At 72.7% G+C, this 26,665-nt stretch carries 28 protein-coding genes and 1 pseudogene; 13 read left to right on the top strand and 16 right to left on the bottom strand.

Annotation, left to right across the window (positions count from 1 at the left end):
* The first annotated feature begins 185 nt into the window (after positions 1–185).
* From sigE to F4556_RS13235, 4 genes are all read left to right on the top strand, one after another.
* Complete coding sequence (sigE, locus tag F4556_RS13250; protein ID WP_184924566.1) at positions 186–890, top strand: RNA polymerase sigma factor SigE; 705 nt, start codon at positions 186–188, stop codon at positions 888–890.
* Positions 887–1,735 carry an anti-sigma factor family protein gene (locus F4556_RS13245; RefSeq protein WP_184914635.1) on the top strand — a complete coding sequence of 283 codons (849 nt, stop codon included), beginning with the start codon at positions 887–889 and terminating at the stop codon, positions 1,733–1,735. The genes sigE and F4556_RS13245 overlap by 4 nt, the downstream gene beginning before the upstream one ends.
* 133 nt (positions 1,736–1,868) lie before the next feature.
* Positions 1,869–2,297 (top strand): sec-independent translocase, encoded by a 429-nt coding sequence (locus F4556_RS13240; protein WP_184914633.1) that lies wholly within the window; start codon positions 1,869–1,871, stop codon positions 2,295–2,297.
* Positions 2,298–2,416: 119 nt separating this feature from the next.
* On the top strand, positions 2,417–3,085 hold the full coding sequence (locus F4556_RS13235) for a hypothetical protein (RefSeq protein ID WP_184914630.1): 669 nt from the start codon (positions 2,417–2,419) through the stop codon (positions 3,083–3,085).
* A gap of 77 nt (positions 3,086–3,162) precedes the next feature.
* On the opposite strand, the gene F4556_RS13230 is transcribed toward F4556_RS13235, so the two are convergent.
* Genes F4556_RS13230 through F4556_RS13220 form a run of 3 tightly spaced genes read right to left on the bottom strand, consistent with a single transcriptional unit; the run spans position 3,163 to position 6,288 of the window.
* On the bottom strand, positions 3,163–4,323 hold the full coding sequence (locus F4556_RS13230) for an Mrp/NBP35 family ATP-binding protein (RefSeq protein ID WP_184914627.1): 1,161 nt from the start codon (positions 4,321–4,323) through the stop codon (positions 3,163–3,165).
* 56 nt (positions 4,324–4,379) lie between these two features.
* Complete coding sequence (locus F4556_RS13225) at positions 4,380–5,012, bottom strand: DUF1003 domain-containing protein (RefSeq protein ID WP_184914623.1); 633 nt, start codon at positions 5,010–5,012, stop codon at positions 4,380–4,382.
* Positions 5,002–6,288, bottom strand: coding sequence for a magnesium transporter MgtE N-terminal domain-containing protein (locus F4556_RS13220; protein WP_184914621.1), 1,287 nt, complete (start codon positions 6,286–6,288; stop codon positions 5,002–5,004). Before F4556_RS13220 ends, F4556_RS13225 begins: the two co-directional genes overlap by 11 nt.
* Before the next feature lie 120 nt (positions 6,289–6,408).
* On the opposite strand from F4556_RS13220, the gene F4556_RS13215 reads away from it, so the two are divergent.
* Positions 6,409–6,807 (top strand): VOC family protein, encoded by a 399-nt coding sequence (locus F4556_RS13215; RefSeq protein WP_184914617.1) that lies wholly within the window; start codon positions 6,409–6,411, stop codon positions 6,805–6,807.
* Positions 6,808–6,832: 25 nt separating this feature from the next.
* Here F4556_RS13215 and F4556_RS13210 read toward each other — a convergent pair whose 3' ends face one another.
* Together F4556_RS13210 and F4556_RS13205 are read right to left on the bottom strand one after the other, a co-directional pair.
* A complete protein-coding gene (locus F4556_RS13210; protein ID WP_184914615.1) occupies positions 6,833–7,657 on the bottom strand; it encodes a MerR family transcriptional regulator in 825 nt (274 codons plus the stop codon).
* A 207-nt stretch (positions 7,658–7,864) separates the two neighbouring features.
* A complete protein-coding gene (locus F4556_RS13205) occupies positions 7,865–8,416 on the bottom strand; it encodes a pyridoxamine 5'-phosphate oxidase family protein (RefSeq protein WP_184914611.1) in 552 nt (183 codons plus the stop codon).
* A gap of 130 nt (positions 8,417–8,546) precedes the next feature.
* On the opposite strand from F4556_RS13205, the gene F4556_RS13200 reads away from it, so the two are divergent.
* Together F4556_RS13200 and F4556_RS13195 are read left to right on the top strand one after the other, a co-directional pair.
* Positions 8,547–9,488, top strand: coding sequence for a DMT family transporter (locus F4556_RS13200; protein WP_376775690.1), 942 nt, complete (start codon positions 8,547–8,549; stop codon positions 9,486–9,488).
* 57 nt (positions 9,489–9,545) lie between these two features.
* Positions 9,546–10,439 (top strand): IS982 family transposase, encoded by an 894-nt coding sequence (locus F4556_RS13195; RefSeq protein ID WP_184914609.1) that lies wholly within the window; start codon positions 9,546–9,548, stop codon positions 10,437–10,439.
* Positions 10,440–10,477: 38 nt separating this feature from the next.
* Here the strand turns inward: F4556_RS13195 and F4556_RS38135 are convergent, their stop codons facing one another.
* Positions 10,478–10,972 carry a hypothetical protein gene (locus tag F4556_RS38135; protein ID WP_184925799.1) on the bottom strand — a complete coding sequence of 165 codons (495 nt, stop codon included), beginning with the start codon at positions 10,970–10,972 and terminating at the stop codon, positions 10,478–10,480.
* 132 nt (positions 10,973–11,104) lie between these two features.
* Positions 11,105–12,232 (bottom strand): magnesium and cobalt transport protein CorA, encoded by a 1,128-nt coding sequence (locus F4556_RS13185; RefSeq protein ID WP_184914606.1) that lies wholly within the window; start codon positions 12,230–12,232, stop codon positions 11,105–11,107.
* Between the two features lie 437 nt (positions 12,233–12,669).
* Between F4556_RS13185 and F4556_RS13180 the strand changes: the two genes are divergently transcribed.
* Positions 12,670–13,287 (top strand): suppressor of fused domain protein, encoded by a 618-nt coding sequence (locus F4556_RS13180; protein ID WP_184914603.1) that lies wholly within the window; start codon positions 12,670–12,672, stop codon positions 13,285–13,287.
* 27 nt (positions 13,288–13,314) lie between these two features.
* Here F4556_RS13180 and F4556_RS13175 read toward each other — a convergent pair whose 3' ends face one another.
* The 6 genes and pseudogenes from F4556_RS13175 to F4556_RS13150 form a co-directional block, all read right to left on the bottom strand.
* On the bottom strand, positions 13,315–13,932 hold the full coding sequence (locus F4556_RS13175) for a MarC family protein (protein WP_184914601.1): 618 nt from the start codon (positions 13,930–13,932) through the stop codon (positions 13,315–13,317).
* Between the two features lie 86 nt (positions 13,933–14,018).
* The gene (locus F4556_RS13170; RefSeq protein ID WP_184914598.1) at positions 14,019–14,867 is read right to left on the bottom strand and encodes a PHP domain-containing protein; all 849 of its coding nucleotides are present in this window, start codon (positions 14,865–14,867) and stop codon (positions 14,019–14,021) included.
* Positions 14,868–14,916: 49 nt separating this feature from the next.
* The gene (locus tag F4556_RS13165) at positions 14,917–15,555 is read right to left on the bottom strand and encodes a DUF6758 family protein (RefSeq protein ID WP_184914596.1); all 639 of its coding nucleotides are present in this window, start codon (positions 15,553–15,555) and stop codon (positions 14,917–14,919) included.
* A gap of 243 nt (positions 15,556–15,798) precedes the next feature.
* On the bottom strand, positions 15,799–15,945 hold the full coding sequence (locus F4556_RS13160) for a DUF8834 family protein (protein ID WP_184914594.1): 147 nt from the start codon (positions 15,943–15,945) through the stop codon (positions 15,799–15,801).
* Positions 15,946–16,255: 310 nt separating this feature from the next.
* Positions 16,256–17,122 (bottom strand): alpha/beta fold hydrolase, encoded by an 867-nt coding sequence (locus F4556_RS13155; RefSeq protein ID WP_184914591.1) that lies wholly within the window; start codon positions 17,120–17,122, stop codon positions 16,256–16,258.
* A gap of 205 nt (positions 17,123–17,327) precedes the next feature.
* Positions 17,328–18,992 (bottom strand): annotated as a pseudogene (locus F4556_RS13150) (DEAD/DEAH box helicase); the annotation flags it as partial.
* A gap of 479 nt (positions 18,993–19,471) precedes the next feature.
* Here F4556_RS13150 and F4556_RS13145 point away from each other — a divergent pair.
* The gene (locus F4556_RS13145) at positions 19,472–20,236 is read left to right on the top strand and encodes a ferritin-like fold-containing protein (protein ID WP_184914585.1); all 765 of its coding nucleotides are present in this window, start codon (positions 19,472–19,474) and stop codon (positions 20,234–20,236) included.
* A gap of 4 nt (positions 20,237–20,240) precedes the next feature.
* Here the strand turns inward: F4556_RS13145 and F4556_RS13140 are convergent, their stop codons facing one another.
* The 3 genes from F4556_RS13140 to F4556_RS13130 all read right to left on the bottom strand — a co-directional run bounded on the left by F4556_RS13140 (position 20,241) and on the right by F4556_RS13130 (position 21,640).
* The gene (locus F4556_RS13140) at positions 20,241–20,516 is read right to left on the bottom strand and encodes a hypothetical protein (RefSeq protein ID WP_184914582.1); all 276 of its coding nucleotides are present in this window, start codon (positions 20,514–20,516) and stop codon (positions 20,241–20,243) included.
* Positions 20,517–20,635: 119 nt separating this feature from the next.
* Complete coding sequence (locus F4556_RS13135) at positions 20,636–20,863, bottom strand: DUF3107 domain-containing protein (RefSeq protein ID WP_184914579.1); 228 nt, start codon at positions 20,861–20,863, stop codon at positions 20,636–20,638.
* A gap of 120 nt (positions 20,864–20,983) precedes the next feature.
* A complete protein-coding gene (locus tag F4556_RS13130) occupies positions 20,984–21,640 on the bottom strand; it encodes a TetR/AcrR family transcriptional regulator (protein WP_184914576.1) in 657 nt (218 codons plus the stop codon).
* Between the two features lie 235 nt (positions 21,641–21,875).
* Here F4556_RS13130 and F4556_RS13125 point away from each other — a divergent pair, with 235 nt between their 5' ends.
* The 4 genes from F4556_RS13125 (at position 21,876) to F4556_RS13110 (ending at position 26,601) form a co-directional block, all read left to right on the top strand.
* On the top strand, positions 21,876–22,787 hold the full coding sequence (locus tag F4556_RS13125) for an alpha/beta fold hydrolase (RefSeq protein WP_184914573.1): 912 nt from the start codon (positions 21,876–21,878) through the stop codon (positions 22,785–22,787).
* Positions 22,788–23,084: 297 nt separating this feature from the next.
* Complete coding sequence (locus tag F4556_RS13120) at positions 23,085–24,602, top strand: DUF3492 domain-containing protein (protein WP_184914570.1); 1,518 nt, start codon at positions 23,085–23,087, stop codon at positions 24,600–24,602.
* Positions 24,602–25,651, top strand: a complete 1,050-nt coding sequence (locus tag F4556_RS13115; RefSeq protein WP_184914567.1) for a hypothetical protein — start codon at positions 24,602–24,604, stop codon at positions 25,649–25,651. The genes F4556_RS13120 and F4556_RS13115 overlap by 1 nt, the downstream gene beginning before the upstream one ends.
* A complete protein-coding gene (locus tag F4556_RS13110; RefSeq protein WP_184914565.1) occupies positions 25,651–26,601 on the top strand; it encodes an NAD-dependent epimerase/dehydratase family protein in 951 nt (316 codons plus the stop codon). The genes F4556_RS13115 and F4556_RS13110 overlap by 1 nt, the downstream gene beginning before the upstream one ends.
* The last annotated feature ends 64 nt before the right edge of the window (positions 26,602–26,665 follow it).

Here is a 26,665-nt window from a genome sequence, read left to right as displayed (position 1 = left end):
ATCGGTCCTCGGAGTGGCTGCTCCCCGGGCGGGAATCGGTGCTTTATCCGGATCTGACGGGTGAGGTGGATATGGTGGTGGCCCTGCTGGGCAGAAGAGCCGACCGAGGAGGTGTGGCCGAGGACGACGTCCTGATGCCGTGGCACCTGAGCGGCTCTACGTCGGCCCGTACGCCGAAGCCCGTGATGAACCAGCCTGTGCACTCCCCCCTGGACAAGTCGACCGCAGCCGACACCGTGGTGGCCGACGCCCCCGCCCCGCTCGCGACCTTCGCCGAGGGCCCCGATGCGCAGACCTGGACGCCGCCGAGTTGGGCGGAGATCGTCGAGGCGCACAGCGCCCGGGTGTACCGGCTGGCCTACCGCCTGACGGGCAATCAGCACGACGCCGAGGACTTGACCCAGGAGGTCTTCGTCCGGGTGTTCCGCTCGCTCTCCACCTACACGCCCGGCACCTTCGAGGGCTGGCTGCACCGGATCACCACCAACCTGTTCCTGGACATGGTGCGCCGCCGCCAGCGGATCCGTTTCGACGCGCTGGGCGACGACGCTGCCGAGCGGCTGCCGAGCCGTGAGCCGAGCCCGGCCCAGCACTTCAGCGACACCCACTTCGACGCCGACGTCCAGCAGGCGCTGGACACCCTGGCGCCCGAGTTCCGCGCCGCCGTGGTGCTCTGCGACATCGAGGGCCTGTCGTACGAGGAGATCGCCGCGACCCTGGGCGTCAAGCTCGGGACGGTCCGCAGCCGGATCCACCGCGGCCGTTCGCACCTGCGCGCCGCGCTCAAGCACCGTGCCCCGGGGTCCGCTCCGGGCCGGGTGCGCCGGGGCGGGGCCGAGCCGGTGGCGGTGGGTGCCGAGCCCGCCGGGGTCGATCGGGGGTCGGCGTGACCTCCGCCGAACCCACCGGTCGGGCCAGGCGAGGCTCCGGCTGGGCCCAACTCGGCCGTCGGGCCGAGCCGGTGACGGAGCTTCGCTCGGTCCCGCTGCGGGCCGCCGCCGAGCCGGCCGTCGAACAGCACCACCTCGGCGACCGGCTCTCCGCCTTCGTCGACGGCGAGCTGGACCACGACGCCCGGGAGCGGGTCCAGGCCCACCTGGCCACCTGCCCCGACTGCCTCGCCGAGGCCGACGAGAGCCGGGCCGCCAAGCAGCTGCTGACCCGCAGTGCCGCCCCCGATCCGTCCGCGCTGCTGATGTCCCGGCTGCTCGCGGTCGCCGCGCTGCCCGAGGACGACGAGCATTCCGGGGGCGGCCCCGCCGTGCCCGGCGTCGGCACGCTCGGCGGCAGTCGGCTGACCGGCGGTTCGTTCGGCCGTGGTGCCGGGGCCTCGTTCGGTGCCGGGGCGCTCGGTGCCGGTGCCCCGCTGCCGGGGGTGGACCCGAGGGCCCGCCGCTCGTTCCGTCCACTGGCAGCAGCGGCCGAGGCACCGGTGGCCGAGCCGCCGGTGGCCCGCTCCGCACCGTTCGGCCGGCGGTTCGTCTTCGCGGCGGCCGGGGCCTTCTCGGTCGCGGCGGTCACCCTGGGCGGGGTCACCGCGGTCTCCGGCGAGGAGCAGCACGGCACGGTCACCCCGGTCAGCGGCCCGGGCGGCGGCTCCGTGGTGATCCCGGTGGACTTCCCGGCGGCGTACCCCGTGCGGACGCCCGGCGGGTTGATGGCGGCGCTGCCCAGCCGGCAGCCGAGCGCCGAGCCCGACCGCAGCGCGGTCGTGCCGCAGCACCACCTCCGCTGAGCCACCGGTCGGGCCGTACCGCCCTCGGCCTGGATCTTTGCCACAGCTTCATCAAGCTGGGGCCTCGGGACACGCCGGTGGCCATTACTCTGTACTGACGCTGTCCAGAATTCATCATGCGCCGGGAGCTCGGGTGTTCACAGACGTAGGCCCACTTGAGGTCGTGACGCTGGTCATCCTGGCCATCGTGATCTTCGGTCCGGACAAACTGCCGAAGCTGATCCAGGACGTGATGGGCTTCATCCGCAAGGTCCGCAGCTTCGCGGACAGTGCCAAGGAGGACATCCGCTCCGAGCTCGGACCGGACTTCAAGGACTTCGACTTCGAGGACCTGAACCCGAAGACCTTCGTCCGCAAGCAGCTGCTCGGCAACAACGAGGACCCGCTGGGCTTCAAGGAGATCCGGGACGGGCTGGACCTCAAGTCCGTGCTCAACGACGACCCGGCACCGAGCCGCGCGGTCACCGACCTGACCAAGTCCGCCTCGCCCCTCGCCTCGCCGATAGCCGCCGAGCCCCTGCAGAAGGACGAGCGTCCGCCGTTCGACCCGGACGCGACCTGACCTTCCGCCTTTCCGTCGCCTCGACGCCCCGCCCGGCCGCCGTGCTGAGCGGGGCGTCGGCGTGTCCGCCGCTATTGTGCTGAGAGCTATCGATCAGTGCTGTACGAGGAGGCCCAGGGATGGACGCGACGAGTCGTGCGGTGGGGACGGCCACGGTGGGCGCCACCGTGGGGGCCCAGGCCCGGGCGGTGGCCGACCCGCTGGCGCCGTACCTGGCCGCCGACTTCCCCTGGTACGGCCTGGACGACGGCTGGACCGGGCGGCGCTGGCTGATGCAGGCCGGGGCGGCGCCCGGCCGGGTCGAGCAGCCGATCGACTACGGCACCCTGGGCCACGGCGAGGAGCCCGCCAAGCACTACGAGGCCCGGGACGTCCGCAAGTTCGCCGTGGTGGTCACGGTGGCCTGCCGGGACAGCCGCCGCAGCGCCGACAACACCGGCATGCTCGAAGCCACCTCCGCCTCCTCCGCCGCCTGGCTGGCCGGCTCAGGACTGCTCGCCGCCACCTGGCCCGGCCAGCTCGACCGCACCCTCCGCCAGGACTGGCTCGACCAGCAGAGCGCCCTCGCCTGGGACCTCGCCGACGACCTCGACGGCCCCGGCTGGTCCCCCCTCACCCTCCCCGTCAACGGCCTCCCGCAGCCCTTCCGCTACCGCGAGTCCGAATACGGCTGGGTCCTGGCCGGCGAGGCCCCCGGCGTCCTGCTCGGCGCCTACGGCCGCGGCATCAGCGCCTACGGGGCGGGCTTCGCCACCGTCCCCGACCTGACGGTCTACAACGGCCGCTGAGCCGTACCCCGCCCCCGCCGGACCGGGGGACGCCGAAGGCCCCGGGAGCAGCTCCCGGGGCCTTCGGTGACGCTGCGTCAGAACTTGTTCTTCGGGGTCAGCCCCAGCGAGAGGCCGGAGAGGCCGCGCTGGCGGCCGCCGAGCTTGCCCGCGATGGTGCGGAGGGCGGTGGCGGCGGGGGAGTCGGGGGCGGCCAGGACGACCGGGCGGCCGTCGTCGCCGCCCTCGCGGAGGCGGACGTCGATCGGGATGGAGCCGAGGACGGGGACGGTGGCGCCGACCGAGCGGGTGAGGGCGTCGGCGACGGTCTGGCCACCGCCGGTGCCGAAGACGTCGATCAGCTCGTCGCAGTGCGGGCAGGGCATGCCCGACATGTTCTCGATCACGCCGACGATCTTCTGGTGGGTCTGCAGCGCGATGGTGCCGGCCCGCTCGGCCACCTCGGCGGCGGCCATCTGCGGGGTGGTGACGATCAGGATCTCGGCGTTCGGGACCAGCTGGGCGACCGAGATGGCGATGTCGCCGGTGCCCGGCGGGAGGTCGAGCAGCAGGACGTCGAGGTCGCCCCAGTAGACGTCCGCCAGGAACTGCTGGAGCGCCCGGTGCAGCATCGGCCCACGCCAGACCACCGGCGCGTTGCCGGGGGTGAACATACCGATCGAGATGACCTTCACGCCGTTCGCCGACGGCGGCATGATCATGTCCTCGACCTGGGTCGGGCGGCCCTCGACGCCGAGCATCCGGGGGATGCTGTGGCCGTAGATGTCGGCGTCCACCACGGCGACCTTGAGGCCGTCGGCGGCCATCGCGGCGGCCAGGTTGACGGTGACCGAGGACTTGCCGACGCCGCCCTTGCCGGAGGCGACGGCGTACACCCGGGTCAGCGTGCCGGGCTTGGCGAACGGGATCTCCCGCTCGGGAGCGCCGCCGCGGAGCAGCTGGGACAGCTCCTTGCGCTGCTCCTCGCTCATCACGTCGAGCTCGACCTGAACCTCCGTCACCCCGGCGACGCCGGAGACGGCGGTGGTCACCCGTTCGGTGATGGTCTCGCGCATCGGACAGCCCGAGACGGTCAGGTAGATCGCGACCCGGACGGCGCCGCCGTCACCGATCTCGACCGATTTCACCATGCCGATCTCGGTGATCGGACGGTTGATCTCCGGGTCGTTGACGGTCGCCAGCGCCTCGCGTACGGACTCCTCCGTGACGCCTGCCGCAACCTCTGTCTCGTTGGCCATGCCTTGATGGTACGGCGCGCCGAAACCTCGCCGACCCGGCGGTAACGTGCCGCCGGTCACAACCGGTCTGCGGCGTCCCGGCGTTCGTCCAGTTCCTTGAGCAGGGCCTGCAGTTCGGAACGGACGAAGTCGCGGGTGGCGACCTCGCCGAGCCCGTGCCGCAGGGCCGCGACCTCGCGGGTCAGGTACTCGGTGTCGGCGATGTTGCGGTCGCTGCGGGCCCGGTCCTGCTCCATGTTGACCCGGTCCCGGTCGTCCTGGCGGTTCTGCGCCAGCAGGATCAGCGGGGCGGCGTAGGAGGCCTGCAGCGAGAGCATCAGGGTGAGGAAGATGAAGGGGTAGTCGTCGAACCGCCAGCTGACCGGCCCGATGGTGTTCCAGGCCACCCAGGCGACCACCACCACCGTCATCCAGACGATGAACCGGCCGGTGCCGAGGAAGCGGGCGATCCGCTCGGAGAGCTTGCCGAACGCCTCGGGGTCGTACACGGGCAGCGTGATCAGCCCGGGCCTGGCGGTGCGCGGCTGGTCCAGCCGGTTGCGGGCCGGGCCGCTCGGCTCGGGGCGGGCGGTGCGGCGCTGGGAGCCCTCGCGGGCGCGCAGCTCACGGAGCTCGCGCAGTTCGCGCAGCTCGCCCTGGAGGCGTTGGCGCGGGGTCTCGTCCCGGCGGTTCTTCCGGTCAGCGTCCACCGCGCGCCTCGCTCTCGTGTGCCTCGCCGCCGTGCAGGGCGGCCTCGCGCCAGTCCTCCGGCAGCAGGTGGTCGAGCACGTCGTCGACGGTGACCGCGCCGAGCAGGTGGTCGGCCTCGTCCACCACCGGGGCCGCGACCATGTTGTACGCCGCCAGGTAGCTGGTGACCAGTTGCAGCGGGGTGTCCGGCGGCAGCGGGTCGAGGTCGTCGTCGACCAGCGAGCCGACCAGGGTGTACGGCGGCTCGCGGAGCAGCCGCTGGAAGTGGACGGTGCCGAGGTACTTGCCGGTCGGGGTCTCGTTCGGCGGGCGGCAGACGTACACCTGGGCGGCCAGCGCGGGCTTGTTGTCCGAGACCCGGACCCGGGCCAGCGCCTCGGCCACGGTGGCGTCAGGCTCCAGCACGATCGGCTCGGTGGTCATCAGACCGCCGGCGGTGTTCTCCTCGTAGCTGAGCAGGCGGCGGACCGAGGCGGCGTCCTCCGGCTCCATCAGGCGCAGCAGCCGCTCGGCAGCCTCCTCGGGGAGGTCGGAGAGCAGGTCGGCGGCGTCGTCCGGGTCCATCGCCTCCAGCACGTCGGCGGCGCGTTCGTCCTTGAGCTTGCCGATGATCTCGACCTGGTCGTCCTCCGGCAGCTCCTCCAGGACGTCGGCCAGCCGGTCGTCGTCCAGCGCGGCGGCCACCTCGGCGCGGCGCTTGGGGGAGAGGTGGTGCATCACGTTGGCCAGGTCGGCCGGGCGGAGCTGGTCGAAGGTGGCCAGCAGGTTGGCCGCGCCCTGGCCCTCCTCGATCAGCGCGAAGCCGCTGACGGCGGACCAGTCCAGGGTCAGCGTCTCGCCCTTGGCCTTGCGCAGCCGGGAGACCTTGCCGGCCTGGACGAAGACCTTGCTGATCTCCCACTCGCGGACCCGGGTCTGCACCATCGCCACGTCCAGCACGGTGACCTCGGCGCCGGTCTTGGTCCAGGTGACGGTGCGGTCCAGTAGCTCGGCCAGCACCAGGGTCTCGGACGGGCGTTGCTCGAACCGCCGCATGTTGATCACACCGGTGGTGAGCACCTGACCGGACTCCAGGCTGGTCACCCGGGTCATCGGCAGGAAGATCCGGCGGCGGCCGACCACCTCGACCACCAGGCCGAGCACCCGGGGCGGGCGTCCGCCGATCCGCAGCGAGACCACCACGTCGCGGATCCGGCCGACCTGGTCGCCGTTCGGGTCGAAGACCGCGATCCCGGAGAGGTGGGAGATGAAGACCCGGCTGCCTGGCCCTGCCATGGACTTCCTCTCTACGCGACGATCCGGGCCCAGGCTACCTGGCCGGGAACCGCGCAGCCCGCCGACCGGCACCGGGTGGGTCGGTTGTACGGTCGGTGTTCAGCAACAGAGGGGAAGATCGTGAACGGTTCGTCACATGTCAGGATCGCCAGGCCATCCAGGGACCTGGCGGCGGCGGAGCGGTTCTGGATCGACGGGCTCGGCCTGAGCGTGCTGTACCGCTTTGAGTCCGACGGCACGACCGAGGAGCACTCGCTGCTGATGGCCGGCTGGCCGGACGCCGCCTGGCACCTGGAGCTGGTCGACGCCGGGGAGATCCGGCCCCGGCCGACCGTCGAGGACCTCTTCGTGGTCTACCTGGGCGAGCCCGTGCCGGAGGAGCTGGTGGCCCGGCTGGAGGCGCACGGCGGCCGCCGGGTGAAGGCGCACAACCCGTACTGGGACCAGTGGGGCGTGACGGTCGAGGACCCGGACGGCTACCGGCTGGTGCTCTCCACCCGGCAGTGGTCCAACGGCTGAGCGCCGTCCGGGTCCTGACCCCCGGTCAGGCGGTGGTGATCGGCTCCTGCAGTTCGGTCACCCAGCCGGCCCGGTCCTCGGTCAGCTCCAGGTACAGCTCACGGGTGAGGCCGAGGGAACGGTGACCGTTCGCGTCGATCCAGCGGGCCAGCGTCTGCGAGGTCGTCAGCACGTCGTCCATCGGACCCCGGTGCACGATGGTCGCCACCGAGGGCAGCGCCGGCAGGTCGGCGATCTCGAAGCCGTACGCCGGGTCGGGCTCGGCGTTGACCGGGAGCGCGGCGAACGCGCGGACCTGGTCGGTGCCGGGCTTGACCTCCTCGTAGTACGCCAGGCTCGGGCCTGCCACGGTCAGGCCGGCCTGGTCCACCAGCCGGCAGAGCCGGTCGAACAGCGGGCCGATCACCGGGCCGATGTGCTCGGGATCGAAGCTCTCCGCCACGGCGGACAGCCGGGCCACCCGGACCGCCGGGATGCTCTTGACCACAACGTCGTCGGAAGGCATGCGCCCCTCACTCTCGATCGTCCGGAGCCTCGACTCGACCCGGGCCAGCCGGACGGCCGCCTCCTGCACCGCCGCCGCAAGCTCCGCCTGTCGCAGGCGGAGCATCCCGCGCAGCTCCTCCGCGCTCACCTGCTCGTCGACGATGGCGGTCACCTGCTGGAGGGTGAAGCCGAGGTCCTTGAGCGCGATGATCCGGTTGAGCCGGGCGAGCTGAGCCGCCTCGTAGCCCCGGTACCCGGTGAACGGGTCCACCCGGGCGGGCGGCAGCAGGCCGATGGCGTCGTAGTGGCGGAGCATCCGGACGGACACCCGGCCGTGCTTCGCGAAGTCTCCGATGCTGAACATGATGGGGCTACTCCAGAGCCTGACACGGTGTGAGGGTCAACTCTTCGGCACGCGCAGCGGCAGCCAGGGGCCCGGGGAACGGCGGCGCCGACCTCAGAAAAGGTGATCCGTGCGTAGGCGGTCAGGCACTTTCGCAGTGACCCGAACGCCAGATCTCCTCGCAGTTCCCCGAGCCCCTGGATAGTGCAACCTGAGCGTGTGCCCAGCTCAGCGGCTCCGCTTGAAGAGCAGCTTCGGCAGCCCCGCCGGAATCGGCTGCCGCGTGGTGGCCGATGTGGGCATCGGCGTCGCGGCGTGCGAGGCGTCGGGCATGTTGCCGGGCTGCTCGGTGAGCGGGCCGGCCGGCGCCAGCCGGAGGACGCGGCAGTCGCGGGCCCAGCGCTCCCCGATGGTGTCGGTGTCGGGGGCGTTCAGGCGCTTGCCCTTGAGCTCCTCGACCGCGCCGAGCCAGGCGTCGCTGCCGGGGGCGAGCTCGGTGACGGCGGCGGGCCAGGCGGTGAGGCGGCCCCACTTGTCCTTGCTGCGGACGGTGACCTCGGCGGTCTGACCGGCCGTCAGCCCGTGCAGGGGCTGTTCGATGCCGTCGCCGACCACCACCACCGCGCCGTCGTGCCAGGCGTGCCAGAGGGCCCGGCTCTGCGGCTGTCCCTCGGCCCGGACCCAGAGCAGACCGGACTTCTTCGCGGCCTCCTCCAGGAGTGCCCGGTCCAGCGTGGCCCGGTCGGGTCCGGTGGCGGCGTCGGTCGTCGTAGGCTCCATGGCCGACAGCGTAAGGCTTCACCCGGAGCCGGTGTCCGGCCGGTGTCTCACGGCTCAGGACGACAGTGCCATGGCTCCTTTACAGCCCTTACCGTGGTGTCCGTCCGATTTCGTCACCCCGAGGAGAGCTGTGCCCGCCGCCCGGCCCGACACCGCCGTACCCGCCCCAGTGGCGGCACCCGCGCTCACCACCCACCCGGCCACGCTTCCGAAGGCCGATCTGGTGCTGCTGGCGGTCTCGATCGCGGGCATCTCGCTGTCCGCCCCGCTGATCAGCGCCACCGCCGCACCGGCGCTGGCCATCGCGTTCTGGCGGAACGTCATGTCGGTCGGCGTGCTCGGCCCGTACGCGCTGCTCCGGCACCGGGCCGAACTGCGCGGCATCGGCCGCCGGGCGCTGCTGCTGGCGGTGGCGGCGGGGGCGCTGCTGGCGCTGCACTTCGCGCTCTGGATGCCGAGCCTGCGGATGACCTCGGTGGCGTCGGCGACCGCGCTGGTGACCACCACGCCGCTGTGGACCATCCTGCTGATGCGGCTGTTCGGGCACCGGCCGCCCCGGCTGGTCTGGATCGGGACCTGCGTGGCGTTCGCCGGTGTGCTGGTGCTGACCGGTGTCGACATGTCGCTCTCGCCGGACGCGCTGCTCGGTGACGCGCTGGCGCTCGGCGCCGGGCTGGCCGCCGCCGGGTACATGCTGCTCGGTGCCGAGGTCCGACGGACCGTCAGCACCACCGCGTACACGCTGGTCTGCTACGCCACCACGGCCGTGGTGCTGCTGGTGGTCTGCCTGGTCGCGGGGGTCTCGATGAGCGGCTGGTCGGCCGGGGTCTGGTGGCAGATCGTGCTGCTGATGGTGGCCGCCCAGCTGCTCGGCCACTCGCTCAGCAACCGGGTGGTACGGACCCTGGGCCCGTCCATCACCTCGACCGCGATCCTGCTGGAGACCCCCGGCGCCGCGCTGATCGCGGCGCTCTGGCTCGGCCAGCTGCCGCCGGTCGCCGCGTACCCGGCGCTGGTGGTCATCCTGCTCGGTCTGGTGCTGGTCGCCCGGGGCGGCCGCAACAACAACTAGACGAGTAGATCCGAAGTTCGGTCCCGCCAAAGGGTCGAGGGCGTCCAAGATCAGTTTGTGACGACCGACCTGAACACCCTCTTGACCGCACTTTACGTGAAGATCGACGACGAGATCGGAGGAACGCGATGGCTGGGCCGCCCGCCCCTGCTCAGCGACTCTGAACTCGTCTGCCTCGCGGTGGCCCAGGCCCTGCTCGGGTACCACTCCGAGGCCCGCTGGCTGCGCTACGCGCACAAGCGCCTGTCCGGCATGTTCCCGTACCTTCCCCAGCGCGCGGGCTACAACAAGCGACTCCGTTCGGCACTGCCGCTGGTAAAGCGCGTGATCCGGGAACTGGCCCGGGATAGCGACTTCTGGACGGACACGGTGTGGATCACCGACTCCACGCCGGTGCCGTGCGGCATGTCGCGCCCGACCGTCCAGCGTTCGAACATGGCGGGCTGGGCCGGCTACGGCTACTGCGCCTCTCACTCCCGCTTTTTCTGGGGCCTTCGTCTGTATCTCGTGTGCACGCCGGCCGGCATGCCAATCCTGTGGGCGCTGGCGAACCCGAAGCTGGATGAGCGGGAGGTGCTGGCCGCGATGCTCGAAGTCGATGCGGAGCTGGTCGCCCGCCGCGAGGGCATGGTGCTCATCTCGGACAAGGGCTTCGCCTCGAAGACATTCGAGCGTGAACTCGCCGAGCTCGGCGTCGAGTTGCTGCGGCCCTCGTTCAAACGCGAGAAGAAGCGGTTCGGCGAGCCGATGCTCAAGAAGGTCCGCCAGCTGATCGAGTCGGTCAACGACACCCTCAAAGGGCAGCTCGACCTGGAACAACACGGCGGGCGGACCTTCGAGGGCGTCGCGATCCGGGTGGCCCAGCGAGTCCTGGCGATGGCCACCGCCATCTGGCACAACAACCGGACCGGCGCACCCGCCACGCGCTCGCTGATCGCGTTCGACCACTGACGGCATCCGGCAGTGACCGCAGGCAGGCTCTCGCCGAGTCAGAGGACCTCGGCCTGCTCTGGGGTCACGCAGTATTCGTGGTCGCCAACCTGCACGATGTAGCCCTTCGGTGGCTCCAAGGACGTCGTCCACCAGACCCCGGCGACCTCCCCGACAGCTTCCGTCGTCTCGCTCGGTGAGTCCGACTCAGTGCGGATTCGGACGCGGGTTCCGTCGGGCAGGTCGCTGCGATAGCGGGGCGGCATGTCGGGATGGAGTCGTCCCCTGGGGATCAGGAACTCCGGCCGTAGCCCCCAGGGACTGCCGTCCTCGGTCTCCACCGAGTAGATCGGCCCGACGTGGCCGTCGCGCTCGTCCTGCTTGATGACACACCCGACGACCACACCACGGCTGCCCACGATCTCCGGCCCGAGCCAACCCAGACTCGGAACTGGCGGATGCGGCGTCGTCAGTTCCACCAACTCGCCGTAAGCCAGGGTGGCCTGCTCTGGCCAGGGAGTCTCGTCCAGCAGCCACTGTTGCTCGACCGTCATGAGCCCCTCCATTTCATGACCTCGGTGGACCCACCAAACCATAACCGCGAGGTGATTGGCCTGATCGGTCTGGCCGGCCCTTCAACCGCGCGATCATGAGACTTCGGCCACCGTCACATCGGATCTACTCGTCTAGAGCCAGCCGTTGCGGCGGAAGCCCCGGTACATGCCGATACAGAGGACGGCGATGCCGGCCATCACGATCGGGTAGCCGTACCGGGAGTGCAGCTCCGGCATGTAGTCGAAGTTCATCCCGTACACGCCGGTGACCATGGTGGAGACGGCGAAGATGGCCGCCCACGAGGTGATCTTGCGCATGTCCTCGTTCTGCGCGACCGAGACCTGCGCCAGGTTGGCCTGGAGCAGCGAGTTGAGCAGTTCGTCGAAGCCGTGCACCTGCTCGACCACCCGGGTCAGGTGGTCGGCGACGTCGCGGAAGTACTTGCGGATGTCCGGGTCGACCAGCCGCTGGCCGGGCTCGGAGAGCTGCTGCATCGGGCGGAGCAGCGGCGAGACCGCGCGCTTGAACTCCAGCACCTCGCGCTTGAGCTGGTACACCCGGCCGACGTCCGCGCCCCGGCCGCCCTTGTTGGCGAAGACGTCGAACTCGATGTCGTCCACGTCGGTCTGCAGCCGGTCGGCGACCAGCAGGTAGTTGTCCACCACCTGGTCGGCGATGGCGTGCAGGACGGCGGACGGGCCCTTGGCCAGCAGGCCGGGGACGTCGCCGTTCTCGCCGGCGCTCTCCAGTCGGCGGCGCAGCTCGTGCAGCGAGCTGTGGCCGCCGTGCCGGACGGTGATCACGAAGTCGGGGCCGACGAAGACCATCAGCTCGCCGGTCTCGACCACCTCGCTGGTCGGGGTGAGCTGGTCGTGCTCCACGTAGCGGATGGTCTTGAAGACCGCGAACAGCACGTCGTCGTAGCGCTCGACCTTGGGGCGCTGGTGCGCGTGCACCGCGTCCTCGACCGCCAGCGGGTGCAGCCCGAAGCGCTGGGCGATGCCCTCGAACTCGGCCTCGGTGGGCTCGTGCAGGCCGATCCAGCTGAACGATCCTGCATCCGTCTCCCGGGCCGCGCGGACCCGGCGGGCGGCCTCCCTGGGGCTGCAGCGCTCACCGTGGCGCTTGCCGTCCTGGTAGACCGCGCAGTCCACCACGGCGGACGGGGTCTGGCTCTCGTCGGCCGGGTCGAAGCTGTTCAGCCCCGCCCGGCGCGGACGTGGACGGACGGCGGCACGCAGGTTGTTGATCATCGACATGACGGACTCCTCGGGCAGGAGGCGTCGCAGGGCGGCACGCGGGTGACGGACCGTGGGATGCGACGGCGGGGCGGCACGTTCATGGCCGGCCGTGGCCGGTGTTCCGGAGCCGTGGAAGTCCAGGTGCCTTGCTGGGGCGCGGTTTGGACCGTACGACTTCGGGGAATGTGCTCTCCCGGCCGGACGTGACGCTGCCTCAGGAACTCCGTCGAGGAGTGGGGCCGCCGCTCAGACGAGGGCGGGGTGAAGGCGACGCGGCCGGGCAGAGCTGCCGGTACTGCATGGTCGGCTGGTATCCACCGCGAACCACCTCCTTCACGTCGTGGCCCTGTGGGCGGAGATTCCCCAGTGGCCAGCTACATACCCTAACAGTTGACAGGGCGCCAGCGCTGGGGGTCTGCACCGGCCGGACGCCTTCGGGGCGTTATGGTCTGGCCATGGCGCACGACTTCCACGACCCCGCCGAGCTCTCCCGCGCGTCCGTGCTGGCCGCGGTCGAGGCCCGTCTGCTGGCAACTTTCGGTGAACCGAGCGGCCGGGCCGCCGTCACCTTCCTCGGCGCGGACCGGATCGAGGTGCTGCGCTTCGGCCCGGACGCCGACGGACTGGTGAGGTACGTCACGCTCGGGATGTCGGCCGCGCCGATGGCCGACCCGACCTCGGTGGTCGCCGATCCGGTCCGCGGCCCCCGGGCCGAGCTGGTGCTGACGGTCCGTGGGGGGCACGACGACGTGCTCCGCACGCTGGCCACCTTCGCCGCCACCCCGCAGGTCGAGGGTCTGGTGCTGGCCCCCGGTGGCTCGCTCGACCTCGGTGCGCCGCTCTGGGCGGGCGCCCCGTTCACCTCGGTGCTGGCCGCCGAACCCGGCGGGCTGGTGCCCGACCTGGAGCTGGCCGAGCCCGCCGAGCCGGTGCGCTTCCTGCCGCTGCTGCCGATGACGCCGAACGAGGCCGGCTACAAGCGGGTGCACGGCGCGGCCGTGCTGGAGGAACGCTGGCTGCGGTACGGCACCGACCTGCGCGACCCGCTGCGCCGGGGCGTACCGCTGGACTGACCTGGTCTGACGGCGAGTCAGGCCAGCTCAGGGCTGGTAGTCCTTGATGAAGCCGTAGACGCCGCTGGCCACCAGCTGGACCGCGATCGCCGAGAGCAGCAGCCCGGAGAGCCGGGTGATCAGCACCACGCCGCCCTCCTTGATCAGCCGGATGATCACCAGCGAGAACCGCATGGTCAGCCACATCACCACGTGCATGGCCAGGATCGCGGTCCACACCGCCAGGTCCTGGGCTGCCCCGTGCGCGCCCTGGACGGCCAGGATCACCGCCACGATCGCGCCGGGCCCGGCCAGCAGCGGGGTGCCGAGCGGCACCAGGGCGACGTTCACGTCCTTGGTCTGGGTCGGCTCCTCGATCTTGCCGGTCAGCAGGTCGAGGGCGATCAGCAGCAGCAGGATGCCGCCGGAGACCTGCAGCGCCGGGATCGAGACGTGCAGGTAGTCCAGGATCTGACGGCCGAACAGGCCGAAACAGGTGATCACCCCGAGCGCCACGGCGGCGGCCTGCCAGGCCATCTTTCGCTGCACCTTGGCCGCCCGGCCGGAGGTGAGCGCCAGGAAGATCGGGATGGTGCCCGGCGGATCCATGATCACGAAGAGGGTGACGAAGAGCGACCCGAAGGTCGTGACGTCGAAGAAGGTCATCGGCGGGCGCTGCTCTCAGGGTGAAACGCGGCCTATGTGACGAATCGTCTGATTCTGGCACGCGCCGCGCTCTCAGCCCCTCCGGCTCACCCGACGATTGGCTTCGCCCCGGTCGCCTGCGCCACCAGCGCCTCGTACACCGCCGGGTCGGTGGTGTACTCGCCGAGCCGGACGGTCTTCCGGTGGCCGTGGTAGTCGCTCGACCCGGTGGCCAGCAGTCCCAACTCGGCGGCCAGCCCGCGCAGCCGGGCCCGGGTCTCCTCGTCGTGGTCCAGGTGGTCCACCTCCAGGCCGCCCAGACCGGCCGCCGCCAGGTCGGCGATCACCTGGTCGGAGACCGTCCGGCCGCGCTTCACCGCGCCCGGGTGGGCGAACACCGGCACCCCGCCCGCCGCCCGGACCAGCCGGACGGCCGTCGCCGGGTCGGTCTCGTGCTTCGGTACGTCGGCCCGGCCGCCGTTGGCCAGCCAGTCGTGGGTGAACGCGTCCGAGACGGTCGCCACCACGCCCGCCTCGACCAGCGCGCTGGCGATGTGCGGACGGCCCACCGAACCGGACCCGGCGATCCGCTCCACCTGCTCCCAGCTGATCGGCGCCCCCAGCTCCCGGCAGCGCTCCACCACCGCCCGCCCCCGGCGGAACCGGTCGGTGCGGACCAGCTCCCGCTCGGCGGCGAACGCGGGCTCGGCCGGGTCGAAGAGGTACGCCAGCAGGTGCAGGCTGATCCCGCCGACCCGGCAGGACAGCTCCGCCCCCGGCACCAGGGTCAGCCCGGTGCCACGGACCGCCTCGGCCGCCTCGGCATGGCCCGCCACCGTGTCGTGGTCGGTCAGCGCGACCACGTCGAGGCCGGCCGCCACGGCGTTGGCGACCAGCTCGGCGGGGGTGTCGGTGCCGTCCGAGGCGTTGCTGTGAGCGTGCAGGTCGATGCGCACGGGTGACGGCTCCTCAGGATCGATGGAGCCCCAAATGTACGCCGAAGGGTCAGCCGAGCAGTCTCGGGGACAGCGCTCCGCAGGGCAGCAGCCCGAGCTCGGCCCCCGCGTCCCGCAGATCGGTGAGCACCAGCTCGTCGTACATCATCAGCGCCGACTGCTCGGGCCAGGCGATCGCCCAGAGCCAGAGCCCGCGGGCCTCGCCGACGTAGACCGCCCGGTCGTCCGGCGCCTCCGGGACGTGGAACATCGGGGTCGGCCGCCCGGCGGCCGTCACCTTGGCGTCGGCCGGCTTGTAGAGCGAGACGCTGGGGCCCGGGTCAGGGCCGGGCAGGCCCGCGTACCGGGCGCCGAGGCCGACGCCGAGCTCCTCGGCGACCAGCACCAGCTCACCGAAGCCGCCCAGCGGCGCGGGGCCCGAGCAGGCCACGGCGGTGGCGCGGGCGCCGGAGACGTCGTCCCCCGCGTGCGCGATGCCGGTGAACAGCCAGCCGACCGGCAGCGGCCACGGCAGCCAGACCGGCACCTGGGACCGCGCCACGGCGACACCCAGTGCCTCCACGCTCGGTGGCAGCACCGGCTGCATCGGGTGCACGGCGCCGTGCTGGTCGCACTGCCACGTGTCGGAGAAAAGACCGGGCGCGCGGACCCGACCGGCGCACCTCGGGCAGCTTGGCTCGCCCCTCATAACGGACAACGCTCCTCCCTCCGGAGCGCCGCGTCAAGGACGATCACCCGGATGGAGTGCGCTCCGCCCGGGCCGGTGGCAGCCCCGTTGGGGGATGTCCCGTGACGGGCGGCGGCAAACGTACGGCAGCTCGGAGCCGGTTGCGCGGCGGACACACTGACGCCCCGTCACCGGTCTCGCTGGTGACGGGGCGTCAGTCGGGTGTCGGGACCTCGGGCCCGGCCGAAGCCGGCCCCGCCCCCGTCACACCGTCTTGAACGGGCGGATGTACAGGCGCTCGCCGGTGCGGGCGGCCCGCTCCACGAACTCGCGGACGGTGTCCGCGTCGGCGATCAGGGTGTCGGTGGCGGTGCCCTGGACATCGTCCAGGCGGAGGATCTCGAAACGCATGGGTCTCTCCCTTCCCTGCCTCACTGCATGACTGAGGCTTCAACTGACAGCTCGGTCTTCGTCGTCCGGGGTGCTGCTGTCCTACTGCTCGTGACCGGCACCGGGCGGAAGCTGATTGAGCCTCGTCAACCACGGTGCCGTACTGCTGCTTCGGGGCGGTTGCCCGCCCGTAAAGTCCCGGTTTCGGCGCACTGGGGCGCCGTCTTCATCAACAGGGCGCGGAGCGCGATGATTCCCGGACAGATTCAAATATTACCCGAACTAACGAATCTCTGCCGGTCGAAACCCGGGCCAGGGCGCTGACCAGCGACTATTCCGTCAAGTCCCAGAAGTCGGCGAGCACGACGGCGGTCGCTCCGGGCTGCTCCGCGTTGGGCGAGTGCAGGGCCCCGGGCACCGTGGTGTGCCGGACACCCAGCCGGTCGGCCATCGCGATCTGCTCCGGCACCGGCCAGGCGTAGTCCTGCTCGCCGGAGACCACCTGCTTGGGCAGCTCGACGGCGGCCAGCTCGGCCACCAGATCGGGCGCCGAGACCAGGTGCCCGCCCATCGTGATCAGCGCCTCCGGACGGTTCGCCACCCAGCGGCGGTGCAGGAACTCGCCGATCTCCGGGCTCGGCTTCGGCTTGCCCTGGTCCAGCTGCTGCAGCAGCTGCCAGATCTCCTCCAGGCTCATCCCGCCCAGCGCGTCGATCAGCAGCTTGGTCCTGGCCGCCTCGTTCGGGTCGATCGCGCCCGGTCCGGTGGAGAGCAACGTGAGGGAACGCCACGGCAGCGCACCGCCGCGCCGATCCGCCGTCAGCACCGCCTGACGGCTGACCTGCCCGCCGAAGGAGTGCCCCAGCAGGTGCAGCGGCGTACCGGTGCCCAGCGCCGCACTCAGCGCCAGCAGGTCGAGCGCGAGCTCCTCGATCGCGTACCCGGCGGGATCGTCCGCACCGCCGGTCTCGTACTGGCCGCGCTGGTCGACCGCCACCGTGCGGTAGCCCCGGTCGGCCAGCGGCTCCAGGAGGGCGATGAAGTCCTCCTTGCTCCCGGTGAACCCGGGCACCAACAACGCCGTCCCCCGCACCGGCCCGGCCGGCTCGGCGACGAACGACGCAAAACTCCCTCGCGAGGTCGCCAGCCGAACAGCACTGGCACAGACGGGCAGCTTCAGAAACGGCGGAGTACTCACACCGCGAGCCTAGTGGGCACACACCAGAGGCCCGGGGAACTTGCGCTCCGGGCTCAGCCATCAGGGGCTCGGGGAACTGCGACGCCGACCTCGGAAAAGGTCACTCCCGCGTGCATGGTCAGGCACTTTCGCCTGTGACCCGCACGCCAGATCTCGTCGCCGTTCCCCGAGCCCCTGGACCGTAAGTGGCTCAGCTCTCGTCGCTGGTGCGGCGCGTCCGGGTCCGCTTGCGCGGGGCCGCACCCTCGGTGGCCTCAGCCGCCGGGGCCGGGGCCGGAGCCGTCTCGGTGCCGGCGGCAGCCGAGCGCGGGCGCCGACGGCGCCGACGCGGAGCGTCACCCTCGGTGGCGGCCTCGACCGGCGCGGCCTCGGCGGCCTCGGCGGTGATCCCCTCGGCCTCGGCGACGACGGCCGCACCGTCGGCGGTGGCGCCGCCCCGGGTGCGACGCCGCTCACGCGGTGCGCGGGCCGGACGCTCGGCGGCCGGTGCCTCGACAGCGGCCTCGGCCGGACCGGTGCGGCGGCCTCGGCCACCACCCGCGGCGCTGCGCGAACCGCGCCCGCCGGTCTCGCCGAGGTCCTCGATCTCCTCGGCCTTCAGACCGGCCCGGGTCCGCTCGGAGCGCGGCAGGACACCGGTGGTGCCGGGCGCGATCTTGAGCAGCTCGTACAGGTGCGGCGAGGTGGAGTAGGTCTCCTCCGGGTCCGGGAACTTGAGGTCCAGGGCCTTGTTGATCAGCTGCCAGCGCGGGATGTCGTCCCAGTCGACCAGGGTGACGGCGGTGCCGAAGGCGCCGGCCCGGCCGGTGCGGCCGATCCGGTGCAGGTAGGTCTTCTCGTCCTCGGTGCACTGGTAGTTGATGACGTGCGTGACGCCCTCGACGTCGATGCCGCGGGCCGCGACGTCGGTGCAGACCAGCACGTCGACCTTGCCGGCCCGGAAGGCCCGGAGGGCCTGCTCGCGGGCGCCCTGGCCGAGGTCGCCGTGCACCGCGCCGGCCGCGAAGCCGCGCTGGGTCAGCTGGTCGGCCACGTCGGCGGCGGTGCGCTTGGTCCGGCAGAAGATCATCGCCAGGCCGCGGCCCTCGGCCTGCAGGATCCGGGCGACCATCTCGACCTTGTCGAGCGAGTGCGCGCGGAAGATGTGCTGGGTGGTGTTGGCCACGGTGTGACCGGTGTCGTCCGGCGCGGCGGCCCGGATGTGGGTCGGCTGGCTCATGTAGCGGCGCGCCAGCGAGATGACCTGGCCCGGCATGGTGGCCGAGAACAGCAGGGTCTGCCGCTTGGCGGGCAGCATCGTGATGATCTTCTCGACGTCCGGCAGGAAGCCCAGGTCGAGCATCTCGTCGGCCTCGTCGAGCACCAGCGCCTTGACCTTGGAGAGGTCCAGCTTGCGCTGTCCGGCCAGGTCGAGCAGGCGGCCCGGGGTGCCGACGATGATGTCGACGCCCTTCTTGAGCGCCTCGACCTGCGGCTCGTACGCCCGGCCGCCGTAGATCGCGAGCACGCGCACGTCGCGGACCTTGCCCGCGGTCTGCAGGTCGTTGGTGACCTGGGTGCAGAGCTCGCGGGTGGGCACCACGATGAGCGCCTGCGGGCCGTCGGAGAGCTGGTCCTCGGTGGCCCGGCCGGCGTCCACGTCGGCGCGGACCACGACCCGCTCGATCAGCGGGAGGCCGAAGCCGAGGGTCTTGCCGGTGCCGGTCTTGGCCTGGCCGATCACGTCGTGGCCGGTCAGGGCCACCGGGAGGGTCATCTCCTGGATCGGGAAGGGGTGGACGATGCCGACGGCCTCGAGGGCTTCGGCGGTCTCCGAGAGGATCCCGAGCTCCCGGAAAGTGGTCTTGGTGGGTTCAGCGGTGGTGGACAGGGTGCTGCCTCTTCCATGTGGTGGGGCCGAGAGCGAGAGGGCGGGCGGGCAGCCTCGTGAGCGGCAACGGGCCGCAGAGCAGCCCGACTCGTCGGATACGAGGTCGCACAACCGCGCCGGCCCCTGCGGCCTGCCGACCCGAACGGCCCGCTGAGGGGCGCGTCGGTCGGCGGCGTAAGGGAGGATTCCCGTGAGGGGCCAGGCGCGGGACCTGCGCCGGAGCGGCGTGGTCCGCGGCGGCCCTCGCTCGGCCACTGATGCGGTGCCAGGGCCCGAGGTCCGGGCCATGGTCGGAGCCGATCGGGTCTCCGACCGGGCATCCGCGTACGTGAACGCCCGGTGTCCGTACGCGGCACTTGCATGTGCCGCCGGGATACATCGAGCTTCCCTACCACCATACAGTCAGGCGACGACTCGAACACGTGACGTGCCCTACTCGGCGCCGGGCGGCCCGGTGCACGGGCGATAGGGTGGCGAAAATGGAGACTCAGGCAGCCGACGACGGCACCCCGCTGGACGCATCCGTCACTTCCGTCGCTTCCGACCCGCCCGCCTCGATCGGCGGCTGGGACGTCCGCTCGGCCGATCCGGACTACCGGGCCGCCGTGCTGGACCTGCTCGGTGCCCTGGCGTACGGCGAGCTGAGCGCCTTCGAGCGGCTCGCCGAGGACGCCAAGTTCGCGCCCGGGCTGGTCGACAAGGCGGCGCTGGCCAAGATGGCCTCCAACGAGTACCAGCACTACCAGCAGCTGCACGACCGGCTGGTCGAGGTCGGCGCCGACCCGACTGCGGTGATGACCCCGTTCGTCGAGCCGCTGGAGGCGTTCCACCGGATGACGGCGCCCTCGGACTGGCTGGAGGGCCTGGTCAAGGCGTACGTCGGCGACGCGATCGCGACCGACTTCTACCGCGAGGTGGCCGTCCGGCTGGACGACGACACCCGGGACCTGGTGCTCAGCGTCTCCTCCGACACCGGGCACGCCCAGTTCGCGGTGGACCGGATCCGGCAGGCGATCGAGGCCGACCCCCGGGTCGGCGGCCGGCTGGCGCTCTGGGGCCGGCGGCTGATGGGCGAGGCGCTCAGCCAGTCCCAGCGGGTGGTGGCCGAGCGGGACGCGCTCTCCAACCTGCTGGTCGGCGGCGCGGACCTGCAGGGCTTCGACCTGGTCGAGGTCGGCAAGATGTTCAACCGGATCACCGAGGCGCACACCCGTCGGATGGCCGCCCTCGGGCTGGCCTCTTAAGCGGTCAGGCGTGCCGGTGCCGCCCCGTCCCGGTCAGCAGGTCGGGGCGGGCCAGCACCGAGACCAGCAGGGCCGAGGTGATCGCCGAGAAGAGCAGCGCCAGCGCGGGCAGGTGGTCGTCCAGCGCGTAGCCGGAGATGCCGCCGCCGATCAGGGCGGCGACCACCGCGGTCGCCAGGGTCAGTGATCTGGCGGCCGGGAAGTACGCGGGCAGCAGCACCAGCGCGCCGGAGCCGACGGCCAGGCCGATGAGCACGAAGGCGATCGTTTCGAGGACCACGGGCTGCCTCCCTGGGGGTTCCCTTCCGCCCATACCCCGTTGCCCCGGTCGGTACGCGCACCGACGCCGAACGGCCGCCCCCTGTCCGGGGACGGCCGTTCGGTGATGCTGGGACCGCGTCAGATGGTGCCGAAGCCCACCTTGCGCACGCTCGGCTCGCCGATCTCCACGTACGCCAGGCGCTCGGCCGGGATGATGACGCGGCGGCCGTGCTCGTCGGTCAGCGTGAAGAGCTTCGAGGTGCCCTCCAGCGCCTTGGCGACCGCGCTCTCGACCTCATCGGCAGTCTGCGTGCTCTCGAGAACGATCTCTCGGGGCGCGTTCTGCACGCCGATCTTGACCTCCACGGCTTCCGTCCCTCCGGGTTGCAGCCATCCATACGCTCGAACCGCTGTTCGCGGGCGTCGCGCCGTACGGCTTCACCATAGAGCAACGACCGCGCAGAACGATGAAGGTCCGCTGATCGCCTATTCGGCGGAAGCGTCCGAGGACTCCTGGCCCGGGTGCATCGGGAAGCCCTTGAGGCCGCGCCAGGCCAGGCTGGCGACCAGCTTGACGGCCGCGTCGCGGGGGATCTCCAGGTCCTGCGAGAGCCAGTACCTGGCGGTGATCTGGGCCAGGCCGCAGACGCCCACGGCGAGCAGCTTGGACTCCGCCTCCGGCAGGTCGGTGTCCTCCGCGATGACCTGGCTGACCAGCGTCGCGCTGGCGTCGGCGGCCCGCTCGACCCGCTCGCGCACGGCGGGCTCGTTGGTCAGGTCGGACTCGAAGACCAGCCGGAAGGCGCCGGACTCGCTGGACACGTAGTTGAAGTACGCCTCCATGGTCGCGGCCACCCGCAGCTTGTTGTCGGTGGTGGTGGTGAGCGCCTCGCGGGTGGACTCCACCAGGGCGTCGCAGTGCTTGTCGAGCAGCGCGAGGTAGAGCTCGAGCTTGCCGGGGAAGTGTTGGTAGAGCACCGGCTTGCTGACCCCGGCGCGGTCGGCGATGTCGTCCATGGCCGCGGCGTGGTAGCCCTGGGCGACGAACACCTCCTGCGCGGCACCGAGCAGTTGTTCACGGCGGGCGCTGCGCGGCAGGCGGGCACCACGCGGGCGCTCCTGCGCCTCCTGGACGGCCGTCACGGGCGCTCCTCACTTCACGGTCTGCGGCAGCGCCCCTGGGGCGGGTGTGCCGGGTATTGCTGGCAAGGTCACTGATTCTACTTTTGGGTAACCCGATCCGCGCCGGGCGAGCGCGAGAAATGCGCCCGGACCCCCTTGTCGGAAGCACACAATACGGGGCTCACCTGCGCTGTCCAGAGCCTGAGACGACGTGGAGGCTGGGCCGGGGCGCTCGCGCTCACTACGATCGTGCCTCATGAGCACTGAGCAGCGGGTGGTGGCCGACGGGCCGGGGCCGGAGCGGACCGTGCCGGTCCCCGGGGCGGTACTGGCGGTGCGCGGTCCCGCCGCGGCCGCCGAGGGACTGCCGCCCGCGCTGTTCGTGCACGGGCTCGGCGGCTCGGGGGACAACTGGACCGAGCTGATCGCCGAGCTCGGCGGAGAGCTCGCGGCCGAGACGGTGGACCTGCCCGGCTTCGGGTGGTCGGCGCCGCCGCAGGACGGCAACCTCTCGGTGTCCGGGCACGTCAGGGCGGTGATCGGGTACCTGGAGGCGACCGACCGCGGCCCGGTGCACCTCTTCGGCAACTCGCTCGGCGGCGCGGTCGCGGTCCGGCTGGCCGCGCTCCGCCCCGACCTGGTGCGCAGCCTCACGCTGATCTCGCCCGCGCTGCCCGAGCTGCCGCCGCAGCGCACCGCCTGGCCGACCGGCCTGCTCGCGCTGCCCGGCGTTCCCGCCCTGCTGGGCCGGACCCGCAGCCCCGGCGGCGACGTCGAGCAGGCCACCCGGCAGCTGCTCGCGCTGGTCTACGGCGACCCGGCGGCCGTGCCGACCGCGCAGTGGGACCGGGCGGTGGCCGAGTACCGCCGCCGGGCAGGGCTGCCGTACGCGCTGTCGGCGCTGGCCGGGTCGGCGCGCGGGATCGTCTCGGCGTACACCGAGCGCGGTGAGCAGTCGCTCTGGCGGCAGGCGGCGCAGGTGAAGGCGCCGGTGCTGCTGGTGTACGGGCTGCGCGACAAGCTGGTCTCGTACCGGTCCGCCCGGCGGGCCTGCGCGGAGTTCGCGGACGCCCGGCTGCTGGTGCTGCCGGAGTCGGGGCACGTGGCGATGCTGGAGCACCCGGAGCTGGTGGCGCGCTCGGTGCGGGAGCTGCTGGCCGAGAGCTGACGGCCCGGAGCCGACGGGGCAGCGGACGGCCGGAGAACGGCGGACTCCGGCCGAGGTCACGCGGTTTCACTCGTTCAGGTGGCTGCCGGGTCGGTGACCGATGGGTCGTCAGCGTTTCGTTCTACCTTCGTGGTGTCGGACCGAACAGGTGTGGGGGAGCAGCAGGCGTCAGCGGCTGCGCAGGGTCGAGCGGTGCGGTGTCGCCCGCCGGGAGCCCGTTCTGAGTACTGGTACGTCGGCTGAGGCCGTGGCGTAACCGCACCCGGTCGAGGGAACCGCTCTGCTCTGGAGGTCGTCGTGCGCATTGCTCTGCTCACCGAGGGTGCCAGCTCGTACGCACAGCGTGCCGACAGCTGGTGCGGGCGGCTGATCGAGGGCCTGCCCGAGCACGAGTTCCGGCTCTACCTGCTGGGTGGCGGCGGTGGGCCCGCCGAGGGCCCGGTGCCGGTCGCCGAGCTGCCGCTCTGGGGGCGGCGGCCGAAGGGGCGCGGGCCCGCGCTGCACCGGCGGCGGTCCTACCAGCAGGCGTACCGCTCGCTGATCCGCTCGCTGGTGATACCCGGCGAGCGGGAGTCCTTCGGCCCCGCGCTGCACCGGCTGGCGGCGCTCGGCCGGGAGGACGGCGCGCTGCCGGCCTTCCTGGCCTCCGGACCGGCCCAGCGGGTGCTGGAGCAGGTCTGGCGCTCGCCCGGCGCCGAGACGGCGGCGGGCCAGCCGCAGGTCAGGGACGTCCTGGTGGCGGCGGACCTGCTGGAGCAGTGCCTCCGGCCGCTCTCCGCGCCCTGGTACGGCACCGGCCCCGGCGGGCTCGGTTCGGCCGACCTGTGCCACGTGGTGGGCGGCGGCCCGGCCGCGCTGCCCGCGCTGGTCGCCAAGCAGCTGCACGGCGTCCCGTTCGTGATCACCGAGCACGGGCTGCACCTGCGCGAGCAGTACCGCAGCTACCGCACCGCGCCGTACCGCTGGCCGGTCCGCGCGCTGCTGATCGGCTTCTTCCGGCTGCTCACCGAGGAGACCTACCGGCAGGCCGCCGTGCTCACCCCGGGCAGCGGCTACGACCGGCACTGGCAGGAGCGCTGCGGGGCCGACCCGGCCCGGATCAGGGTGGTGCACGAGGGCACCCCGGCGGTGGCCAGGGCGGCGGCCGGGCCGGAGCCCGAGGGGCCGGTGCTGGTCTGGGCCGGCGCGCTGGAGCCGGGGCGCGACCCGGCCCTGATGCTGCACGCCTTCGCCCGGATCAGGGCCGAACTGCCCGCCGCGCGGCTGCGGTTGTACGGCGAGGAGGGGGCGCCCGGCTTCCTGGCGCACTGCCGGGAGATAGCCGAGCGGCTCGGTGTGGACGCGGTGGTCAGCTTCGAGGGCAGGCCCGAGGGCGGCCCGGCCGAGGTCTGGGCGGCGGGCAGCCTGGTGGTCTTCTCGGCGCTCGCCCAGCGCAGCCCGCGCCTGCTGGCGGACGCGATGCTGAGCGGCCGCGCGGTGGTGGCCACCGAGGTCGGGGTGGCCCGCGAGGTGGTCGGGCCGACCGGCCTGCTGGTCCCGCCGCGCGATCCCGCCGCGCTGGCCACCGCCTGTCTGGCGCTGCTCGGCGACGAGGAGCGGCGGGCCAGGCTCGGTCTGGCCGGGCGGCTGCGGGCGCAGGAGCGTTTCGCGGTGGAGCCGGTGGTGACGGCCTTCCGGGAGATCTACCTGGAGCTGGTCTCCCGCTGGCCCGCCTTCCCGGCGGTGGCCAAGGCGGCGGCGCGGCCGTTCGCGCGGCCCGCCGAGTACTGGGTGGCCGGGCCCGTCACCGCCGAGCCCGTGGCCGAGGCGGTCTGATGACCGGGCGGGAGGTGGATCCGGTGCGGGAGCTGATGGAGCGTCACCGCACGTCGTGCGAGCAGGCCGTGGACGCGCTGGAGATCGCCGCCGCCCTGGAGGACGCCGGTCTGGGCCCCGCCGAGGCGGCCCGCTGCCGGCACGCCGACGTGTTCTCGCTGGCCGAGGAGCTGTACGCCCGGGTCCCGCGCCGGCCACCGCCCGCCCCGGCGCCGGTGCCGCCGGTGCGCTGGCGGGAGCGGTCCTGGCGGGCGCTGCGCAGCGCCGTCCGGCACGGTCTGCCCGCGGCGGCGCTGGCCGGCGGTGCCGCGGTGCTGCCGCCGGTGGCCCGGGGGCCGCTGGCCGTGCTCTGCGGCGGCTGGCTGGCCTGGGCGGCCGCCCGTCCCGACCCGGCCGCCGCCGACCTGGGCGGAACGGTCCTGCAGCGGGCCGGCTACGGCGCCGGGGTGGCCCTGCTGGTGGTGCTGCCGGTGACGGTCGGCGGCCCGGCGGGCGCGGTGCTCGGCGTAGCGGCCGCGACGGCCGCCGGCGCGGTGGAGTGGTCCTGCGGCTGGCTGCGGCAGGTGGGCCGGGGCCACCTCGGCGCGGCCCGCACGATGGCCGACTTCCGGGCCCGGATGTGGCCGGCCCTGCCGGTGGCCTCCGGCCTGCAGCTGCTGGTGACGGCCGGGCTCGGCCTGGCCGGTCTGGTGCTGCTCACCGCGGTCACCCCCGGACCCGACCCGGGCGGCGGCCTGCTGTACGAGGCCGTGCACCGGGCGACCGGCCCGCAGTGGGCCGGTCAGGCCGCGCTCGGGCTGCTGCTGCTCCCGGCCACGGTCCTGCTGCGCTCCGGCCGGGCGGCCCCGGCGGTGGCCGGGCTGCTGGCGGCCGGCACGGCCGGACTGCTGCTGACCACGGTCCGGTACCGGCCGGAGACCGCCCAACTGCTCGCCTGCGGCTCGGCCGCAGTGCTGCTGCTGCCGTACGCCTGGCTGGTGCTGGGCCGCCCGGGCGCGCACCGCAGTTCCCAAACCCCCGTACGAATCTCGTGGAAGGACACCCCCTGATGAGGGTGCTGCTGCTGGGCGCCGACGGCTTCATCGGCCGGCGGGTCGCCGAACGACTGCTGGTCGAACCGGACCTCCAGGTCACCGTGCTCGGCCGACGCGACTCGGCCGACATCCGCTTCGACCTGACGGCGGGCAGTCCCGGCGCGCTGGCCCGGTTCCTGGACGCGGTGGCCCCGCAGGCGGTGATCAACTGCGCCGGGGCGACGTACGGCAGCTCGCGGACCCTGATCCGGTCCAACACGCTCGCGGTGGCCACCGTCTGCGAGGCGATCCGGCGCAGCCGGGAGCCGGCCAGGCTGGTGCACGTCGGCTCGGCCGCCGAGTACGGGCCGATGCCCGCCGGGGTGCCGGTGCCGGAGAGTGCGGAGCCCCGGCCGGCCGGTCCGTACGGGGTCTCCAAGCTGGCGGGGACGGAGCTGGTGCTGGCCTCCGGGCTGGACGCGGCGGTGCTCCGGGTCTTCGACGTGGTCGGGCCAGGATCGCCCGCGGCCTCGCTGTTCGGGCGGTTGGCGGAGGGGCTGCGCCGGGCGCTGGAGCAGGAGGAGCACCAGGTCCGGATGCCCGACCTGTCCGGATACCGGGATTTCGTCGATGTCAGGGACGTCGCCCGGGCGATCCAGTCGGCCGCGGTCTCGGCCGCCACCGGGGTGATCAACATCGGCAGCGGCCACGCCGTCCGGGCCAGGGACGCGGCGCAGCTGCTGGTGCGGGCCGCCGGGTTCGAGGGCTCGATCAGCGAGGACGCCCGGGTGGCGGCGCTGCCGGTGCAGCCGGGGGCGGGGCAGGAGCACCTGCCGCACTACCCGCCGCACCGCCCGGCCGGCGAGCCCGCGCAGTGGCGGCAGGCCGACGTCCGGACGGCGCGGGACCGTCTCGGCTGGCGGACACAGGTGCCGCTGGAGGAGTCGCTCGGCGACATCTGGCTGGAGACCGCCTGTCGGGTCTGACCGCCACCCACCAGGGGAGTTGGGCCCTCGGGGGGTGGTCCCAGCATCCGGCGCCGACCGTCTC

The organism is Kitasatospora gansuensis (genome assembly GCF_014203705.1).
Classification (GTDB): Bacteria; Actinomycetota; Actinomycetes; order Streptomycetales; family Streptomycetaceae; genus Kitasatospora; species Kitasatospora gansuensis.
This window is presented reverse-complemented; position numbering and strand designations above follow the sequence as displayed.

Excerpts from the sequence above, each read along its gene's own strand:
- sigE (WP_184924566.1), top strand. The coding sequence starts at position 186 with ATGAACCAGCCTGTGCACTCCCCCCTGGACAAGTCGACCGCAGCCGAC.
- F4556_RS13235 (WP_184914630.1), top strand. The coding sequence starts at position 2,417 with ATGGACGCGACGAGTCGTGCGGTGGGGACGGCCACGGTGGGCGCCACC.
- F4556_RS13230 (WP_184914627.1), bottom strand. The coding sequence starts at position 4,323 with ATGGCCAACGAGACAGAGGTTGCGGCAGGCGTCACGGAGGAGTCCGTA.
- F4556_RS13220 (WP_184914621.1), bottom strand. The coding sequence starts at position 6,288 with ATGGCAGGGCCAGGCAGCCGGGTCTTCATCTCCCACCTCTCCGGGATC.
- F4556_RS13210 (WP_184914615.1), bottom strand. The coding sequence starts at position 7,657 with ATGTTCAGCATCGGAGACTTCGCGAAGCACGGCCGGGTGTCCGTCCGG.
- F4556_RS13205 (WP_184914611.1), bottom strand. The coding sequence starts at position 8,416 with ATGGAGCCTACGACGACCGACGCCGCCACCGGACCCGACCGGGCCACG.
- F4556_RS38135 (WP_184925799.1), bottom strand. The coding sequence starts at position 10,972 with ATGACGGTCGAGCAACAGTGGCTGCTGGACGAGACTCCCTGGCCAGAG.
- F4556_RS13185 (WP_184914606.1), bottom strand. The coding sequence starts at position 12,232 with ATGTCGATGATCAACAACCTGCGTGCCGCCGTCCGTCCACGTCCGCGC.
- F4556_RS13180 (WP_184914603.1), top strand. The coding sequence starts at position 12,670 with ATGGCGCACGACTTCCACGACCCCGCCGAGCTCTCCCGCGCGTCCGTG.
- F4556_RS13175 (WP_184914601.1), bottom strand. The coding sequence starts at position 13,932 with ATGACCTTCTTCGACGTCACGACCTTCGGGTCGCTCTTCGTCACCCTC.
- F4556_RS13165 (WP_184914596.1), bottom strand. The coding sequence starts at position 15,555 with ATGAGGGGCGAGCCAAGCTGCCCGAGGTGCGCCGGTCGGGTCCGCGCG.
- F4556_RS13160 (WP_184914594.1), bottom strand. The coding sequence starts at position 15,945 with ATGCGTTTCGAGATCCTCCGCCTGGACGATGTCCAGGGCACCGCCACC.
- F4556_RS13145 (WP_184914585.1), top strand. The coding sequence starts at position 19,472 with ATGGAGACTCAGGCAGCCGACGACGGCACCCCGCTGGACGCATCCGTC.
- F4556_RS13125 (WP_184914573.1), top strand. The coding sequence starts at position 21,876 with ATGAGCACTGAGCAGCGGGTGGTGGCCGACGGGCCGGGGCCGGAGCGG.
- F4556_RS13115 (WP_184914567.1), top strand. The coding sequence starts at position 24,602 with ATGACCGGGCGGGAGGTGGATCCGGTGCGGGAGCTGATGGAGCGTCAC.
- F4556_RS13110 (WP_184914565.1), top strand. The coding sequence starts at position 25,651 with ATGAGGGTGCTGCTGCTGGGCGCCGACGGCTTCATCGGCCGGCGGGTC.